General features: G+C 32.7%; 14 protein-coding genes and 1 pseudogene. 13 read left to right on the top strand and 2 right to left on the bottom strand.

Annotation, left to right across the window (positions count from 1 at the left end; all coding sequences use genetic code 11):
- Window positions 1-18: 18 nt before the first annotated feature.
- The gene (locus tag bsdtb5_RS16375) at window positions 19-438 is read right to left on the bottom strand and encodes a Fur family transcriptional regulator (RefSeq protein ID WP_271713048.1); all 420 of its coding nucleotides are present in this window, start codon (window positions 436-438) and stop codon (window positions 19-21) included.
- 442 nt (window positions 439-880) lie between these two features.
- Here bsdtb5_RS16375 and bsdtb5_RS16370 point away from each other — a divergent pair, with 442 nt between their 5' ends.
- The 3 genes from bsdtb5_RS16370 to bsdtb5_RS16360 are packed head-to-tail and all read left to right on the top strand — an operon-like array spanning window position 881 to window position 5,470.
- Window positions 881-1,384, top strand: coding sequence for a MarR family winged helix-turn-helix transcriptional regulator (locus tag bsdtb5_RS16370; RefSeq protein ID WP_271713047.1), 504 nt, complete (start codon window positions 881-883; stop codon window positions 1,382-1,384).
- Entirely contained in the window at window positions 1,378-3,624 is a 2,247-nt protein-coding gene (locus bsdtb5_RS16365) for an ABC transporter ATP-binding protein (RefSeq protein ID WP_271713046.1), read from the top strand. The genes bsdtb5_RS16370 and bsdtb5_RS16365 overlap by 7 nt, the downstream gene beginning before the upstream one ends.
- Entirely contained in the window at window positions 3,617-5,470 is a 1,854-nt protein-coding gene (locus bsdtb5_RS16360; RefSeq protein WP_271713045.1) for an ABC transporter ATP-binding protein, read from the top strand. The genes bsdtb5_RS16365 and bsdtb5_RS16360 overlap by 8 nt, the downstream gene beginning before the upstream one ends.
- 329 nt (window positions 5,471-5,799) lie before the next feature.
- On the opposite strand, the gene bsdtb5_RS16355 is transcribed toward bsdtb5_RS16360, so the two are convergent.
- Entirely contained in the window at window positions 5,800-6,438 is a 639-nt protein-coding gene (locus tag bsdtb5_RS16355; RefSeq protein WP_271713044.1) for an oxygen-binding di-iron domain-containing protein, read from the bottom strand.
- A 280-nt stretch (window positions 6,439-6,718) separates the two neighbouring features.
- Here bsdtb5_RS16355 and bsdtb5_RS16350 point away from each other — a divergent pair, with 280 nt between their 5' ends.
- The 10 genes and pseudogenes from bsdtb5_RS16350 to bsdtb5_RS16305 form a co-directional block, all read left to right on the top strand.
- The gene (locus tag bsdtb5_RS16350; RefSeq protein ID WP_271713043.1) at window positions 6,719-7,261 is read left to right on the top strand and encodes a hydrolase; all 543 of its coding nucleotides are present in this window, start codon (window positions 6,719-6,721) and stop codon (window positions 7,259-7,261) included.
- A 232-nt stretch (window positions 7,262-7,493) separates the two neighbouring features.
- Window positions 7,494-7,619, top strand: coding sequence for a hypothetical protein (locus tag bsdtb5_RS16345; protein ID WP_271713042.1), 126 nt, complete (start codon window positions 7,494-7,496; stop codon window positions 7,617-7,619).
- The gene (locus tag bsdtb5_RS16340) at window positions 7,612-9,258 is read left to right on the top strand and encodes a recombinase family protein (RefSeq protein ID WP_271713041.1); all 1,647 of its coding nucleotides are present in this window, start codon (window positions 7,612-7,614) and stop codon (window positions 9,256-9,258) included. The genes bsdtb5_RS16345 and bsdtb5_RS16340 overlap by 8 nt, the downstream gene beginning before the upstream one ends.
- A gap of 36 nt (window positions 9,259-9,294) precedes the next feature.
- Window positions 9,295-9,945, top strand: a complete 651-nt coding sequence (locus bsdtb5_RS16335) for a hypothetical protein (protein WP_271713040.1) — start codon at window positions 9,295-9,297, stop codon at window positions 9,943-9,945.
- 234 nt (window positions 9,946-10,179) lie between these two features.
- A complete protein-coding gene (locus bsdtb5_RS16330; RefSeq protein WP_271713039.1) occupies window positions 10,180-11,973 on the top strand; it encodes a heme NO-binding domain-containing protein in 1,794 nt (597 codons plus the stop codon).
- Between the two features lie 256 nt (window positions 11,974-12,229).
- Window positions 12,230-12,865 carry a DUF2318 domain-containing protein gene (locus tag bsdtb5_RS16325; protein WP_271713038.1) on the top strand — a complete coding sequence of 212 codons (636 nt, stop codon included), beginning with the start codon at window positions 12,230-12,232 and terminating at the stop codon, window positions 12,863-12,865.
- A 71-nt stretch (window positions 12,866-12,936) separates the two neighbouring features.
- The gene (locus bsdtb5_RS16320) at window positions 12,937-14,265 is read left to right on the top strand and encodes an urease accessory protein UreH domain-containing protein (protein WP_271713037.1); all 1,329 of its coding nucleotides are present in this window, start codon (window positions 12,937-12,939) and stop codon (window positions 14,263-14,265) included.
- Window positions 14,266-14,404: 139 nt separating this feature from the next.
- Window positions 14,405-15,106, top strand: a complete 702-nt coding sequence (locus bsdtb5_RS16315; RefSeq protein ID WP_271713036.1) for a response regulator transcription factor — start codon at window positions 14,405-14,407, stop codon at window positions 15,104-15,106.
- Between the two features lie 19 nt (window positions 15,107-15,125).
- Complete coding sequence (locus tag bsdtb5_RS16310) at window positions 15,126-16,517, top strand: sensor histidine kinase (RefSeq protein WP_271713035.1); 1,392 nt, start codon at window positions 15,126-15,128, stop codon at window positions 16,515-16,517.
- Between the two features lie 202 nt (window positions 16,518-16,719).
- Window positions 16,720-17,541, top strand: a pseudogene (locus bsdtb5_RS16305) (S8 family peptidase); the annotation flags it as partial.
- Between the last annotated feature and the right edge of the window lie 177 nt (window positions 17,542-17,718).

Genomic DNA, 17,718 nt, shown 5'->3' with positions numbered 1-17,718 from the left:
CATAATAAGAGATAAATCTTATTTATTATGGGCTTGTTTCGAGCATTTCGGACAGATGCCACAGAATTCAAGATTATGGCCTGTAATCTGATATCCAGTTTGCTGGGTTAATTTATTCTCTAACTCATGAAGAGGACACTGATCAATTGGAGTAACTTCTCCACATACGGTACAGATGATATGATGTTTGTGATTATGTGAATTAATTTGAAAATATGTTTTGCCATCTTGGCGAAGTTCTTTCATAATAACATTTTTTTCGGTAAGTGCTGAAAGGGAGCGATACACGGTAGAAAAGCTCATATGAAGTTCTTTGCTCGTTAATGTAAAGATATCTTCAGCAGTCATTGGAGTATTTGATTGTTCTAATATTTTTAAGATAACTTCACGTTTTTTTGTATATTTTAAATTAAGTGATTTCATCATTTCTCTATTCATAATTCTACCCCGATTCTATAGCATGAGTTTTTCTGTTTTGCGCAAATTGCCTAGACAACCTCCCAAACAGGTCATATGTCGGGCAACTCGTAGCATTTACTTTTACCGTATTATTATAGACTCCACATCCATTTTTGTCAATTTTAAGAACGTAACATAATGGAAGGAATGAAATATAATATTAGTGTTTAGTAAATGAAAATAATGTTAATAAATATAAAAAAAGTATAAAAAAATTAAAAATATAAATAGTCTGGTTGACAGATTATTTTTTTTGAGTATAATTTACTTAACATATATAATAGTTAACTAGGTTAACAATTAACTTAGTTAAAAGTTAACTTAGTTAATTACTGTAAAGAGATTCCAAATATATAATAATAATGTGAAGGAGTCGTGTAATTACCCCAATTAATTAAGAAAGAAAGGAGAATGAGTAAATATGGTAGATAAAAGAGGCCAAGAGTTATTAGAAAATTTAAATAAATTTAAAAAACTCGGACACAAAATGAGACCACATACAGGATTAGGTCACAGTGAATTTATGATACTTATGTGCATTGATAATTATATGAAGAAAAACAAAGAATTAGAGAAAGAGTTACCTGGCATTAAAGTATCGGAGTTAAGTAAATTCACTCATGCCTCTGCACCAGCTACCTCGAAAGCAATAAGACATTTAGAAGAAAAAGAATTATTAGAAAGAATTGCAGACGAGAAAGATCGAAGAGTTGTTTACATTGCATTGACCGCAGGAGGAAGAAAGATTCTAGCGGAAGGAAAAGAAGCATTTGACAACTTTGTTAGTCGAACGATTCAAAAGTTAGGTGATGAAGACACCGATCATCTGAATCGTATTAGTAAGCGTTTATACGATATTATATTAGAAGATATAAGTAACGTAGAAGCGAGAGAGAAAGAAAAGAAAGGAAGAAGTACATGCTAAAATTAGTAAAATATCTTAAGAAATCAACATTGCCAATCATTATAGTAGTATTTTTGCTGATTATTCAAGCAAATAGTGATTTGGCCTTACCTTCTTATACATCCGATATTGTCAATGTTGGTATACAACAAGGAGGAATATCTAGGGTAACTCCTGAAGTAATAAGAGAAAGTCAGATGAATAATGCCTTGATATTTGTAAGTGGTAAGGAGAAAGAACTTATATTAGACTCCTACAAGGTATTAGATAAAGAAAAATTGAGTAGTACAAAATATAAGGATTATGTAAAAGATTATCCTATTCTTAAGAAAGAAAAAGTATATAAGTTAAACACAAAAGATAAAGATACTATTAAAAAGTTAAATAAAGTATTTAAAGATTCTTTCATGATGGTGTATGCATTCTCAAGCAATAGTAAAGATATGAAGGCTGCCAAGGAACAAATCATGAGTAGTATTCCAAATCTCCCAGCCGATACAGATATATTTACTGTCTTAGCTCAGATGCCGGCAGACTCTTTAAAGCAAATTACTGGTAAAATATCAGAACAATTTGATGCTATGCCAGATACAATCTCCGAACAAACTGCAATCGCATTTGTTAAGAATGAATATAAAGTGATTGGTGTAAATGTCGAAAAGATCCAATCTCATTATATTATTAAAACAGGTTTATTGATGATTGCTTTAGCATTTGTAAGTATGGCTGCAACAATATTAGTTGGTTTTATAGCAGCGAAAGTAGCGGCATTATTTGCGAAAGATTTAAGAAGGAATGTATTTGAGAGGGTAGTAGGATTCTCGAATACAGAATTTGATAAATTCTCTACCGCGTCCTTGATTACTCGTAGTACAAATGATATCCAACAGATACAGATGTTTATGGTACTTATGATTCGTATTGTATTCTATGCTCCAATATTAGCATTTGGTGGTGTAGTAAAAGTATTACAGACGAATACCTCTATGGCTTGGATTATTGCAGTTGCAGTAGGTGCATTATTAACATTGATTCTAATATTATTTAGTGTTGCAATGCCAAAATTTAAGTCCATGCAAAAGCTAATTGATAGGTTAAACTTAGTAACTCGTGAAATATTAACAGGGCTATCTGTAATTCGTGCATTTAGTACAGAGAAATATGAAGAGAAGAGATTTGATAAAGCAAATGTGGATCTTACAAAAACAAATCTATTCGTTAACCGTGTTATGACTTTTATGATGCCTTTAATGACATTAATCATGAGTTTAGTATCCATTCTTATCGTATGGAGAGGTGCATATGGAATTGATGATGGTAGCATGCAAGTTGGTGATATGATGGCATTTATTCAATATACAATGCAGATTATCATGTCATTCTTAATGTTATCTATGATCTCAATCTTCCTTCCACGTGCTTCGGTATCAGGAACTCGTATTGCAGAAGTATTGAATACAGAATATACAATTCTAGAGCCAGAAAGAGCTGAAACCTTTACAAATGATAAAAAAGGATATGTTGAATTTGATCATGTATCCTTCCGTTATCCAAAAGCAGATGAGGATGTATTAACTGATATTAGTTTCGTTGCGAAACCAGGTCAGACAACTGCAATCATCGGTAGTACGGGTAGTGGTAAATCAACATTAATCAACTTAATACCAAGATTCTATGATACTACAGAAGGTAATATTAAAGTTGATGGTACAGATATTAAGAAGGTATCCCTACATGATCTTAGAGATAAATTAGGATACGTTCCTCAAAAAGGTATATTATTTACAGGAACCATAGATTCTAATATTCGTTATGGTAAACAAGATGCCTCAGAAGAAGATATAATAAAAGCAGCAAGAATAGCGCAAGCGACAGAGTTCATTGAAACAAAAGACGAGAAATATAACACAGAAATATCGCAAGGTGGAAACAATGTATCAGGTGGTCAAAAGCAAAGACTATCTATTGCAAGAGCAATTGCAAAAGATCCAGAAATCTATATCTTCGATGATAGTTTCTCAGCCTTAGATTATAAAACAGATGTTTCTTTAAGAAAAGCTTTAAATACTGAAATTGGTAGTAGTACAGTAATTATCGTAGCTCAAAGAATTAGTACAATATTACATGCAGATCAAATATTAGTATTAGACGAGGGTAAGATTGTAGGAAAAGGAACTCATAAAGAACTTCTTAAAAACTGTGAAGTATATAATCAAATAGCTTTATCACAACTTTCAAAGGAGGAGCTAGAGAATGAGTAATGAAGTAAAAAGAAGAAATCCTAGAAGAGGTCATGGTGGACCTATGGGCGGCGGACCAATGGCGCCAGGTGAAAAAGCAAAAGATTTTAAAGGTTCTATGAAGAAACTAATAAGCTATCTTGGAAAATATCAAATTAAAATATATTTAGTAATATTATTTGCAATTGGTAGTACCGTATTTACGATAGTTGGACCTAAAATCTTGGGTAATGCTACAACAGAAATATTTAGTGGTATGATGAAGAAGATTTCAGGCAAGGGTGGTATTGATTTTGATAAAATCGGTCATATCTTATTTACCTTGGTAATCTTATATATAGTAAGTGCAATCTTTGGATTAATTCAAGGATTTATCATGACAGATGTATCGCAAAAGGTTATCTATAATCTTCGTAAAGAGATCTCTAAGAAGATTAATCGTATGCCAATGAAATACTTTGAATCAAAGACAAATGGTGAAGTATTATCAAGAGTAACCAATGATGTGGATACCCTAAGTCAAAGTTTAAATCAAAGTATCACTCAGATTATTACATCAATAACCTTAATCATTGGTATTATAGGTATGATGTTATCAATCAATGTATTTATGACGATTGTAGCAATGTTAGTGTTACCTATATCAGGTATTCTCATTGCATCAGTAGTAAAGAAATCACAGAAATACTTTACAGAGCAACAAGAGTATCTTGGTCATGTAAATGGTCAGATAGAAGAAATCTATGGTGGACATAGCGTAGTTACTGTATTCAATGGCCAAGAACAAGTAATTGATGATTTTAACAAAGCAAATGATACTTTATATAATTCAGCTTGGAAATCACAATTCCTATCTGGTATGATGATGCCTATTATGACATTTGTAGGTAACCTCGGTTATGTTGCAGTTGCAATCTTAGGTGGATATTTAGCAGTAAAGGGAAAAGTAAAAGTTGGTGATATCCAATCCTTTATTCAATACGTAAGACAATTTAACCAACCAATCGGACAATTAGCGCAAGTAGCCAACCAACTTCAATCAACAGCTGCGGCAGCAGAAAGAGTCTTTGAATTCTTAAATGAAGAAGAGGAAGACCAATTCGCAGAGAATCCAGTTGCTACAGAAAATATTGAAGGAAGCGTAAGCTTTGAACATGTACATTTTGGCTATAACCCAGATAAAGTCATCATCAATGACTTTAGCGCAAATGTAAAACCTGGCCAAAAGGTAGCAATCGTAGGACCAACAGGTGCAGGTAAAACAACAATGATAAAATTGTTAATGAGATTCTATGATGTAAATAAAGGTGCCATAAAGATTGATGGCCATGATATCAAAGATTTTAATCGTAGTGAATTAAGAGAACTATTTGGAATGGTATTACAAGATACTTGGTTATTTAATGGTTCAATTAGAGAAAATATCCGCTATGGAAAACTAGAAGCAAGTGATGAAGATGTAATAAAAGCTGCAAAAGCAGCCCATGTAGACCACTTCGTAAGAGCATTACCAGATGGTTATAATATGGAATTAAATGAAGAAGCATCAAATATCTCACAAGGACAAAAACAATTATTAACCATAGCACGTGCCATCCTAGCAGATCCAAAAATTCTAATACTAGATGAAGCAACAAGCTCCGTAGATACCAGAACTGAGGTATTAATCCAAAAAGCAATGGATAACCTTATGAAGGGTAGAACTAGCTTTATTATCGCTCATAGATTATCAACTATAAGAGATGCAGATCTAATCTTAGTAATGAAAGATGGAGATATCATCGAGCAAGGTAGCCATGAAGAATTGTTGGCTAAGGGCGAGTTTTATGCTAATTTGTATAATTCACAATTTGATAAAACAGCGTAACAATTACTAAAGGAATGATCACTTAACACTTTGGGGCAGAGTATTCTGCCCCTTTTCGAATGAAGGGAGAGGAACAAGCGAAAGCGAAGAACAACAAAATCTTTACCTTGCTGTTCTTCGCTTTCGCTTGTTCCTCTCCCTTTGTTCGAAAAAAGGCCTGATTCATCAGACCAAAGTATTAAGTAATCATTCCTTTGCCTAATAATTAGTTACCCAAAACTCAGAGAGGAGAGATTGACACCAGTCAATCTCTCCTCTCTGAGTTTTCCCTATATATCACTTTTAATATATCAAATTAATCCCTCATCCCAAAATCCAAAAAAGATCCCCTACAAAACCTTCACACAAGGCCCATGCCCACACGCAACAAATCGTGGAGAAAGCGCCCTCAGATCACGCATCATTTTATCTAACATATCCCCCATCGGTATATTCTCAACTCCACTAAATCCTATTGCCTCATCCCAAGTTTTCTCAATAATCTTCCCGTGGTTCTCACCCATTGCAAACATAAGATCACTACTAAAAAAGATTCCTCGTTTCATTTCAATAAATAAAAGACCTTCCCACAAATGCATTTCGGAAGGATACCCAATAATACCAAATTCAAAATCATTTCCACTCAGTGTATCTGTGGGCTTCTTAATCTCAACTTGATTAGTAATTCCAAATCCCATGAGCTGTCTCGCTGTAACTTCAGAACATACTGTAATAGCATTAGGATATTCCTTTAAAACAACTGAAAGTCCACCACATTCATCTGACTCAAAATGAGATACTAGAATATACTTCAATTGCATTTCACCAAGAATCTCTTTAATCTGTGGTAATGTAACTTCTGTCTGAGGCATGGCACCTGTTTGAATTAAAATCGGTTCTTTGCCTACCAAAAGATACTGATGAATAGATAACTTTATTGGCTCTATAACTTGCGTAAACTGATAAAGATCAGTATAAATTTTTGTCATAATAAATATCTCCTTTGTTAAATTATGTGGATATCATATCACACAAATCTTTATATCATATTGTTAGTGTTACTAACGTTTTAAAATTCTATTCTACAATACATTGTAAAGGATAACTCATTAAGCTAAAATTAAGCTAGTAGTTTCGTAGAGAAGGAAACATAATATTAGTTACATAATAATTTAAAATAATATTTTTATTAGAAAGGTACACTACTTTAGTATAATGAGAATAACTTCGAGTAATACCTATAATTTAAATGGAAAAGGAGCAACCAATATGCGAATACAATTACAAGACACCCTAGCCTTAGTAATCGATTACCAAGAAAAATTAATTCCAGTAATGAATAACAAAGAAACGCTAATTCATAATACAAAAATCCTATTAGAAGGTCTTAACATATTACAGGTTCCAATGATAATCACCGAACAATATCCTAAGGGTCTAGGTAATACAATACCAGTTATCGTAGACAGCATTCCACAGACTCCAATCCTAGAAAAACTTTCATTTAGTGCCAAAGATGAGAACTCAATCTTACATCAAATAAAGAGCTCCAATAAAAAGAATATCATCATATGTGGAATCGAAGCTCATATCTGTGTATTACAGACTGTCATTGATCTACTAGAGATGAACTATCAAGTGATATTAGTAGCAGATTGTATTAGTTCTAGGAAAGAGTCAGATCAAGAATATGCAATAACAAGGGCAATTAAAGAAGGCGCAATTATTACAACATATGAAGCAATTCTATTTGAATTAACAAGAAAAGCAGGTAGTGAGACTTTTAAACAGATATCAAAATTAATAAAATAATCATAAGCGTTTAATCACAATAGTTATGAGTTGCCCGACAAATGACCTGTTTGGAAGGTTGTCTAGGCAATTTGCCAGTCTAGATTTTGAAACAGGTCTTTTGTCGGGTAACTCATAGATATTAAATTATTAAGCAAACTTTATAAAAACCTTCAAGAATGTTAAACAAGCATTTCTGAATAAAATAAATTAAATAAAACTAAGAAAGTTAAAGCCAAACCAGAGGTTTTATATGAAGCAAACTCTTACAAATAATAAAATCATTGTTAATAACATCTACAAAAGCAACAACCCAAAAGAGCGAGAGAAAGCAATTCGCAGAATTCTTAAAAAGATGATGGATAAAGCACATGAGTAAAGTAGCCATTTATTGCAGATTATCCGTAGAAGACGAAGATAAAAGAGAAGAGGAAGATAGCGATAGTATAACAAATCAAAAGCTTCTTTTGACTGAATATGCTATGAAATACGAAATGGAGATCTATCGAATCTATGTCGATGATAATTATTCGGGGCTTGATGATAAGAGACCTTCTTTTCTAGAAATGATAGAGGACGCGAAGCAGAAAAAATTTGACGTAATATTATGTAAGACTCAATCAAGGTTTACTAGAGATATTATCTTGGTAGAAAAATATATTCATGGGTTACTACCTGAACTAGGGATTCGTTTTGTTAGTATCCTAGACAATGCCGATAGCGATGATAAAGGAAATAAACGAGCCAGACAGATTAATGGACTAGTCAATGAATGGTATTGTGAAGAACTATCCGATAACATTCGTATGGTACTGGATAAGAAGAGAAAAGATGGAGATTTCATAGGCTCTTTTGCACCCTATGGCTATCGAAAATCGGAAGAGAATCACCATCATTTAGAGATTGATCCAGAAGCAGCAAAAAACGTTCTGTTGATATATAATCTATATTTAGAAGATTATAGTGTAAAAGGAATAAGCGAGTATTTAGAAAGTCATAAAGTACTAGCACCTACTTGGTATCGGAAAGAACAAGAACATTCAAAAGCTAATGAAATGGAGAATTTAAATTCAGAACAAACGATTACCTTTGATCAGAATAGAATGGATCAGAATATAGTGGAACAATACATAGTGGAACAATACATAGAAAATGATAGATATCATTGGCCAGTATCTTCTATTAAGAAAATCCTCCATTCAGAGGTATATCTTGGACACTTGGTGCAAGGTAAAGAAAAAAAAGTATCTTATAAAAGCAAGAAAAGAATTATCACACAAAAAGAAAATTGGTTTATAGTATATGATACTCATGATCCAATAATATCACTTACAAAGTTTCAGAAAGTCCAAGAGAGACTATATGAAAGGCAAAAATCACATCAAAATATAAGAGATAATAAAAAGGACATATTGTTAGGAAAAGTAATCTGTGGTACTTGTGGAAAAGTAATGTATAAAACATCTGGAAATCGTTCAAATCAGAAATATTATCACTGCAGTACATATGTAAAATCGAAGGGGAAGTCGTGTGAAAAAAATTCAATTCGCTGTGAGTGCCTATTGAAGATAATTGAGGAACAGATAAATGAACAAATGATAACCGAACATTCCATAAAAAAAGATGAGAGATTACATTCAGAATCCTTACAAAAAATAACACAAGAAATCAAAAGAATTCAAGATGAGATTGACTTTCACAAGAAATCCATCGTTCAAATATATTTGGATCAATCAAAAGGACTATTAGAAGATGAACTTTATCAAGAGGTAATTACAGAGGTGAATCAAAAGATAATCTATCTAAAGCAGCAGGAAAAAGAGTTAGGGAATATGAAAAATAAAATAATGTTTGATAAGAATATAGAGCAAACTGAAAAACTAATAAAGGAAGAAGGGTTTGCTTTCATACATAGGGATGCTAATAATAGAGATAATTTGATGAACGAATTAATTGAAAAAATTGAAATAAAGGAAGAAGAGAAAGATAAACTTGTAAATATATACTGGAAAGTTTAATCTATTATTCTAAAGCACATAAAGGAGAAAAAGAAAGTGAAAAGATTACTAATTATATTTCTATGTATGATCTTAAGTGTCGTATTAGTTGCATGTAAGATCCCAATTGGAGAAGAAAAAAACCCTATTAAAGTACCATCAACTTTAAAAGTAAATAAGGATGGTTTCATTGGAGTAATTCTTCCTACTAATTTATTTGGAGGGGAAAATGTAACTGCGGAGGAGTTAAAGCAACAATTCGCAAATGATACAGGACACAAGAGTAAAGATATGTATTCAGAGGTAAAAGTAAATAGTGATGGAACATTGACACTATTTTATACGAAGAAACAATATAAAAGTGATATAAATAGAATGTATCAATATGGATTATTAAAGCAATTTATAGATCCTAGTTCTGAACAAAATGTTGGGGTTACTTCTATAGATAAAGTTGTATATGACAATGATAAATTAACACATATAACGGTATTGGTAAATAAGACTTTTTATCCATTAGGGACAGACCGATTGTTATCTGGATTAGGTATTGCACTTTATGCTGGACAGTATCAGATACTTGCAGGAACCAATCCAGATGATTGGAATGTAACCATTGTAGTTAAAGATAAGGAAACGAATGAGAAAATAAGCACAACAAAATATCCAAATGACAAGATGTATGATGCGCAATCATATATCAATTAAAGAAACTTTCTATTTTATCAGTGTCTGATTCGTCTCTACTATTCTAGATTTATTTAGAAAATTAATAATAAAAATAATTATCATTTTTATATTGTATCTTTGCCTAATATTTGTTATATTAATTACATACAATTTAGTTTTGTGTTATAGAACGCAAAATGATATCGAGAACATATGCAAAAATAATCTAAGCATATGGTAATTAAAAAACTAGAATTCTTAGGAGGAAGAGATATGAAGGGTACAGTAGTTTCATCATGGGTACAGTCTTGTAGAAAACTATTTGGAGATAAAGTAGTAGATGATGCCTTACATAAATATGAATTAAGCAAAGATCATATTTTTACACCATTACAAGACGTAGAAGATCGAGTGGCAACAGGAATTGTAGATTCTGTTGGAGATGCAGTAGGTAAAAATCATAAAGAAATATGGTTAATGATGGGTGAAGAGAATATTAAAACGTTTAGTAAGAATTATCCTGGATTTTTTCGTAATGAATCAGCATATCAGTTTTTAAAATCAATGAATGATGTGCATGCAATCGTAATGAAGAGATTTAAAGGGGCTACACCACCAGTTCTTGATGTGGAGCCTATTTCATCACATGAATGTACATTTACCTACCGCTCAAAACGTGGTATGGGAGATTACTTAGCTGGTATGATAAACGGAGTTGCTCATTATTTTAATGAAGAGATCAAAGTAGAAGAAATCAAGAAGGATTCTTCTGAGATACAACTTAGGTTGACGTTTGAAAAAGAAATTCAGTTAGTTAAGAGATTTCGTATTAATCAAATATTTTCCTTTGGTGTCTTAAGAAATGTGTCAATAAAAACTGCAATAGCTAATACTATACTAATGGCTTTGGTTTCTTTTATTACAACTGGAGATGGAGTGGATACACTACTTCTAAGTGGTGCAACATTTATTGTGTCACTGCTATCTACCGTGTTATTTCATCGTCCAAGAAAGTTAGTGGAGAAGGAACTACAGAAATTGTCTGAAAGAAATTTTGTAGAGACATTGGAACTTCATTCGAATGATGAATATGAAGAATTAATGAATAGCATTAATCAAGTAAAGAAGAGAATTCAAAAGGACTTTATCGGATTTAATTCTATGGTGGATGAGATGTACACCTTTAATAATGCGGTTTCTGAGATTACAGCAACCATGAGAGATGCTTCTAATGATATTACCGAAGTGTTAGAACAGGTTGCAAATGCAGCAATAACCCAGGCAGAGGATACGGAGGGGGCAATTCGTGTATTAGATGGTAGCATAACAAGCCTAAGTCAAATATCCGATTCTGGGCAAGAGAATAAGGAGCATATTGAGAATACAATGGTTCAGATTGAACATAGTTTTAGAAATGTGCAGAAAACTGCTTCTGAAATAAACCAGGTACTAAATAAATTTGATGGCATCCGAAAGAATAGTAATGAGTTAAAAGATAATGCAGACAACATAACCAAAATAGTATCCATTGTAGCTGCTATAGCCAATCAAATTAATCTATTAGCACTAAATGCTTCGATCGAAGCTGCTAGAGCAGGTGAGATGGGAAAAGGATTTGCGGTTGTCGCAGATGAAATCAAAAATCTATCTAATGATACCAATAAGGCAGTAAAGCAAATTAATGGAAGCCTAACTGAATTTGTTTTAAGTATTGGTGAAGTAGTTGAAGATATTGATGAACAATATAAGGTATTAGAGAAAGAAAATACGAACCTAAAAGAGGCAGTTGATAGTTCGGAAAATTCCAATAACCAACTAAGAATTGTTTCTGACATGATGATTCAGACTTCACAGAATCTAAAAATAGAAGCAGATCATATTGCAGAATTATTTGACGGTATTTCTAATCTCTCTGTAATCGCAGAAGAGAATTCAGCTTCGACACAAGAAGCAAGCTCTAACGTTACTATTTATGTGGAACAAATTAATGAACTTAAGGATCAAATTGGGGTATTTGAAGCAATGATTAAGAATTTCCGAGAAGATCTTAGCAAATTTAAGATATAGATATATAAAAGATAGACATATAAAATATGATGTGAATTTTTATAGTTGTAGTGAGTAGCTTTCTTTCCTAGGAGGCTACTCATATTTGATTGTTTCAATAAAATAACCCAAACTCGAATCCTGTCCTCCATAAAATCTCCATATTAATAGAATAAGATTAATATAGAAATAGGATATAATATTTAGCTCTAGTTAATGAATAAGTACATCAAAAGGCAAGTATTCAATATTATATAAATGAGAAAGGAAAGAGAAGATGAATAAAAAGAAAACCAACTATACTAATAAAAAAGGGGAAAAGAAATATATCATTTTAAAAGTAACAAGTGGAGTAATATTATTAGTAGCCTTACTAACAGTAATGGTGCCACAGTTATCTAAAAATAAGCAAGATACAAATAAGGATAAAACGGTATATTCTGAAAACACAGATACATCAAAAGCCACGCAAGATGAAATTGATTCACAATCCACGGATACAATAGATAATGAAACTGAATCTACATCTATCGCTTCAATAGATAATAAAGATAGTCTGGTAATTCCTATCGCAAGTGTAACAGATCAGGTATCATTCAATCCATATAATAAACTTAATAATACAATGGAAGTCATTGCAGTAAAAGCATCGGATGGAACAATTCGTACAGCATTTAATACATGTCAAGTATGTAATGGTTCAGGAAGAGGATATTACAAAGAAGAGAATGGAGTACTTACCTGTCAAAATTGTGGTAATCAGTTTAGCGTAGATGACATAGGGATGATTAGAGGTGGATGTAACCCAGTACCTATTAGTGATGATGAGAAGAAAGTTACCGATACTTCAATCATTATCAGTAAAGCAACTTTAAAGCAATATGAGGGAATCTTCGATAATTGGAAGAATTAATATTTTAGAATTTATTAAGCGTGCAACTAAGTTGCACGCTTGAATATTAATATGAAAGGCATGGTAAAGGAATGAATCATACTATCATAAAATTATCTGGGCTATCCTGTCCAGCCTGCGAATATAAAATAGAAAAAGAGGTTAAATCACTACTAGGTGTAGAAAAGGTAAAAGTAGATTATCAAACCTCGATGGCTGATGTATTCTTTAATCCTAATCAAGTTACAATGGAGGAGATAAAAAATATTATCATAAAAACAGGTTATGAAGTTATTACAAAGGAAGACGAAGAAGAAAAAGTAGAGAAACATTCATTTTCAACCACACTTTATTTTGGTATCATTATATTTGGGATATATATTATTATAAAAAATACCATTGGGTTTCAATTTTACCCCGAGATTACTAGAAATATGGGATATGGAATGCTTTTTATTGCAGGATTATTCACATCAATTCATTGCGTTGCGATGTGTGGAGGAATAAATTTATCACAATGTATCAGTTGCAGCGGATGTGAGAAGGAAGGAATATATCACAAAGCAAAACCTAGTTTATTCTATAACATGGGGCGAGTTACCTCCTATACAATTCTTGGAGGAATTGTAGGAACCGTTGGTTCGGTTTTTAGTGTTAATATTGAGACGAAGGCTATTATTTCAATTGCAGCAGGAATCTTTATGATTATTATGGGAATTAATATGCTCGATGTAATTCCAGCATTAAGAAAATTAATGCCACGACTTCCTAAAAATCTAGTAGATAAGATTGAAAGTCAGAAATCTGGAAGAACACCATTTATTGTGGGAATACTTAATGGGTTTATGCCATGTGGGCCATTACAGGCAATGCAACTATATGCATTAGCAACTGGAAGTTTCTTAGGTGGTGCCCTCTCCATGTTCTTATTTAGTTTGGGAACAGTACCGCTTATGTTTCTATTTGGTGTTATAAGTACGATGATTAATTCAAGCTTTACGAAACAAATGATGAAGATTAGTGCAATGCTTGTTATTATCTTAGGTATTGTGATGAGTAATCGTGGTCTTTCCTTCATCGGATTTGGAGGAATTGCAAATATAGCTCCAATTGCAAAAGAACAGGTGATGGATGAGAATCAAGCAGTATTAAAGAAAGGTTATCAAACAATTACTACAGATTTAGAATCAGGTAGATATCAGTCTTTTACAGTTACTAAAAATGTTCCTTTAAAATGGATTATCAAAGCGGATAAAGAAAATCTAAATGGATGCAATGGAGAAATAATAGTATATGATTATAAAATTGATAAAGTCTTAAAAGTTGGAGAAAATGTAATTGAGTTTACACCTACGAAAACTGGTAACATTTCTTATACTTGTTGGATGGGGATGATAAGTGCTAATATTACTGTAGAATAAAATAAAGTATTGTTCACTCAAGCCTTCCAGTATATAGTTGATGGAATATTTGATAATTTCAGAGATTAAATTTTAAACTGAGAAGTTTGAGTTGTTAAAAATTAATATATATTTTATAAATGAGATAGGGAGTGAACACATGTCTGAAGGGAAAAGTAAAATCCTGGTGGTAGATGATGAACATAAAATTGTGAATGCGATAAAAGCATACTTGGAAAACAGTAATTATGTCGTCTATACAGCAGCAGATGGAGAAGAAGCAATTAAAATCTTTGAAGAAAAGAATCCTGACCTAATGATACTAGATTTAATGATTCCAAAGGTATCAGGTGAAAAGGTATGTCAGATAATACGTAAAAAATCAAGAATTCCAATCATTATGTTAACAGCTAAGGTACACGAAGATGATAAAATTAATGGCTTTTCAATCGGAGCTGATGATTATGTGACGAAGCCTTTTAGTGCAAGAGAATTAGTAGCTAGAGTTACAAGTCTTCTTAGAAGATGCGTGGATGATAAAGCTCCGTTATATCATAAGATTAGTTTTAATAACGAGGACCTAGAGATTGATTTTACAGCAATGAGTGTCAAGAAGTCAAAAGAGTTAGTCAATCTTACCCCAAATGAATATAAGATTCTGGAAGCAATGGCCAAATATCCGAAAAAGGTATTTACCAGAGAAGAATTAATTGAGAACGCGTTAGGGTTTGAGTATGAGGGATATGAGAGAACAATAGATTCCCATATCAAAAATCTACGCAGTAAAATAGAGGACGATAGTTCTAATCCGAATTATATACTTACCATTCGTGGGGTTGGATATAAATTTGGAGCGGATTAAACTATCTTAAGGAGTTGATATGAAGAAAAATACACAAATAAGTCTAAAAGTAAAGTTAATCATATCTTATATAACAATTTCATTATTTTTGGTCATATCACTAATTACGATTGCTAGGTATATAATCTATAACCAATTTGAAGACTATGTACTCAAAAATCAAGCAAAGAATACAAGGCAGATTGTAGAACAAGTTAAGAAGGCATATGGAAATTCAACAAAGCTTCCTAATAAAGCACTTTTAAATAATATTGGGCAAAATGCAATCGATAAAGGATTCGCTATTCGTATTGAAGATAAAAATGATAGTATCTTATGGTGTATGGATCCCAGTCTATGCGGTCATATGTTATCAGATATTGAGCATAATATGAATCGGCTTTATTCTAATTTCTCTGGAGATTACGTTGAAAAGTCATATTTAATTAATAGTGATGGAGGAAATCAAGCTACGCTAATACTTCGTTATTATGGCCCTTTTTATTATAACAATACAGAAGTAGAATTTATATCAATGCTGAATTATACATTTCTAATAGGTGCAATAGTTGCATTAGTTCTTTCGGTTGTTATTGGCTTATTTATGGCTAATCGTATCTCGGGGCCTATCTATAAAGTAATAGATAAGACCAGAAAGATTGAGCAAGGTAACTATAAGGATGTGATAGAAATAACTTCAAATACGAAAGAAGTGAAGCAACTTATTCATAGTGTTAATAGTCTAGCTAATACATTAGAGAATCAGACAAGTTTTAAGAAAAGATTAGCAAGGGATTATGCACATGAATTCAGAACACCGCTTGCATCCTTGCAGTCGAATCTAGAGGCAATGATAGATGGGATATGGGAGGCAGATAAAGAAAGATTAGAAAGTCTCTATGAAGAGATATTAAGGTTAACTAGAATGGTTGGAAACATTGATTCTTTGGTTTCGGTTGAAGAGAATATTGTATTGGAAAAATCGAATTTTGATTTAAAAGAGTTTATCAATAAAATAGTTATTAATTTTGAATCTATATTATTTGAAAAGAAAATAGAAGTTCAACTGGAAGGACCTTCGCCAGTTCTATATGCAGATAAAGATAAAATAGGTCAAGTATTTATCAATTTATTATCAAATGCTATAAAATATTCGAAAGAGAATAGTTTGATCCAAATACACATTCAAGAGACGAAGAAGAACATCATATTCTCAGTAAAAGACTATGGTATTGGCATAGAGAAAGCGGAAATAAATCTAATCTTCGAACATTTATACCGTACGGATCAGTCAAGAGCAAGCGCAACTGGAGGTAGTGGAGTTGGATTAGCAATAGTTAAGTCGATTGTGTTAGCGCACGGAGGTAATATTGAAGTGCGAAGTGAAGTTGGGAAAGGAAGCGAATTTATCGTGCATTTACCTAAGAAATAATCGAAGGATTTTTGTCACTCTAATCCTATGAGTTGCTCGACAAACGACTTGTTACAGAACCTTGCTTGGCAATTTGCACAAAACAGAAAAAGCGATTGCGCCTTTGAACATGAGTTTTTCTGTTTGTGCAAATTGCCTAGACAACCTCCCAAACAGGTCATTTGTCGGGCAACTCATCCTATATGGAATGTGCAAAAAATAACACGCTTCACACGTAGCAGGGATAATCGGGGGAAGTGGTTATGCATCTGGAGGCCTATTCTGTGGGATTGCACCAAGCTGTAATCTGATTGCAGTAAAAGTACTTAATCATAAAGGAAACGGGAACATATCCGATGTATTAGCTGGGTTACAATGGGTAATTGATAACAAGGAGAAATATAATATTCGAGTTCTGAATATATCTGTTGGAACTTCCATTGGAGATAACATAGATGAAGATTCTTTATTGGTTCGTGGAGTGGATGCAGTATGGGATAGTGGTATTGTTGTAGTTGTAGCAGCAGGAAATAATGGACCAGAGCCGATGTCCATCTCTACTCCAGGTATTAGTAGAAAAGTGATTACAGTAGGTGCATCCGATGACAATGTTCCAATTGAACTATCAGGAAATAAAATGATTGATTATTCTGGAAGAGGGCCAACACTGGCGTGTATTAAGAAACCAGATATCGTAGCACCAGGTTCGGATATTATTTCATGTAATGCACTTAAGAATTATAGTAGATACCTTGGAATGAAGGATACGAGTAATACAGCAGGTAGAAATGGTTTATTTCGTTCACCACTTAGACTAAGATTTAATTCACGCGGTGAGAAATATAATATCATGTATACTTCAAAGAGTGGTACCTCGATGGCTACACCAATTGTAACTGGGGCAATCGCATTGTTACTTAGTGTTCATCCAGAGTTAAGCAATCGTGATGTGAAGATGAAGTTACGAGAAAGTACAACGGATCTAGGTTATTCATGGAGTAAACAAGGATGTGGATTATTGAATGTAGAAAAACTATTACAATGATTTTATTATATAAATGCGCCGAGCTTTGCTCGTGTGCATCCGCCGGAGGCCGTCGAATTCCCATGCCTCATTTATATTTGTAGTAGAGTCAAATACTTAGCATGGAAATTTGATACAATAATAAAGGTGTTGCATTGGGTTGCAGCACCTTATTTTAGTCTATTGAGTGTATATCAG

This window comes from Anaeromicropila herbilytica (assembly GCF_016591975.1).
GTDB lineage: Bacteria > Bacillota > Clostridia > Lachnospirales > Lachnospiraceae > Anaeromicropila > Anaeromicropila herbilytica.
Note: the sequence above shows the minus strand (reverse complement) of the source record. Positions and strands in the feature narration are given on the sequence as shown.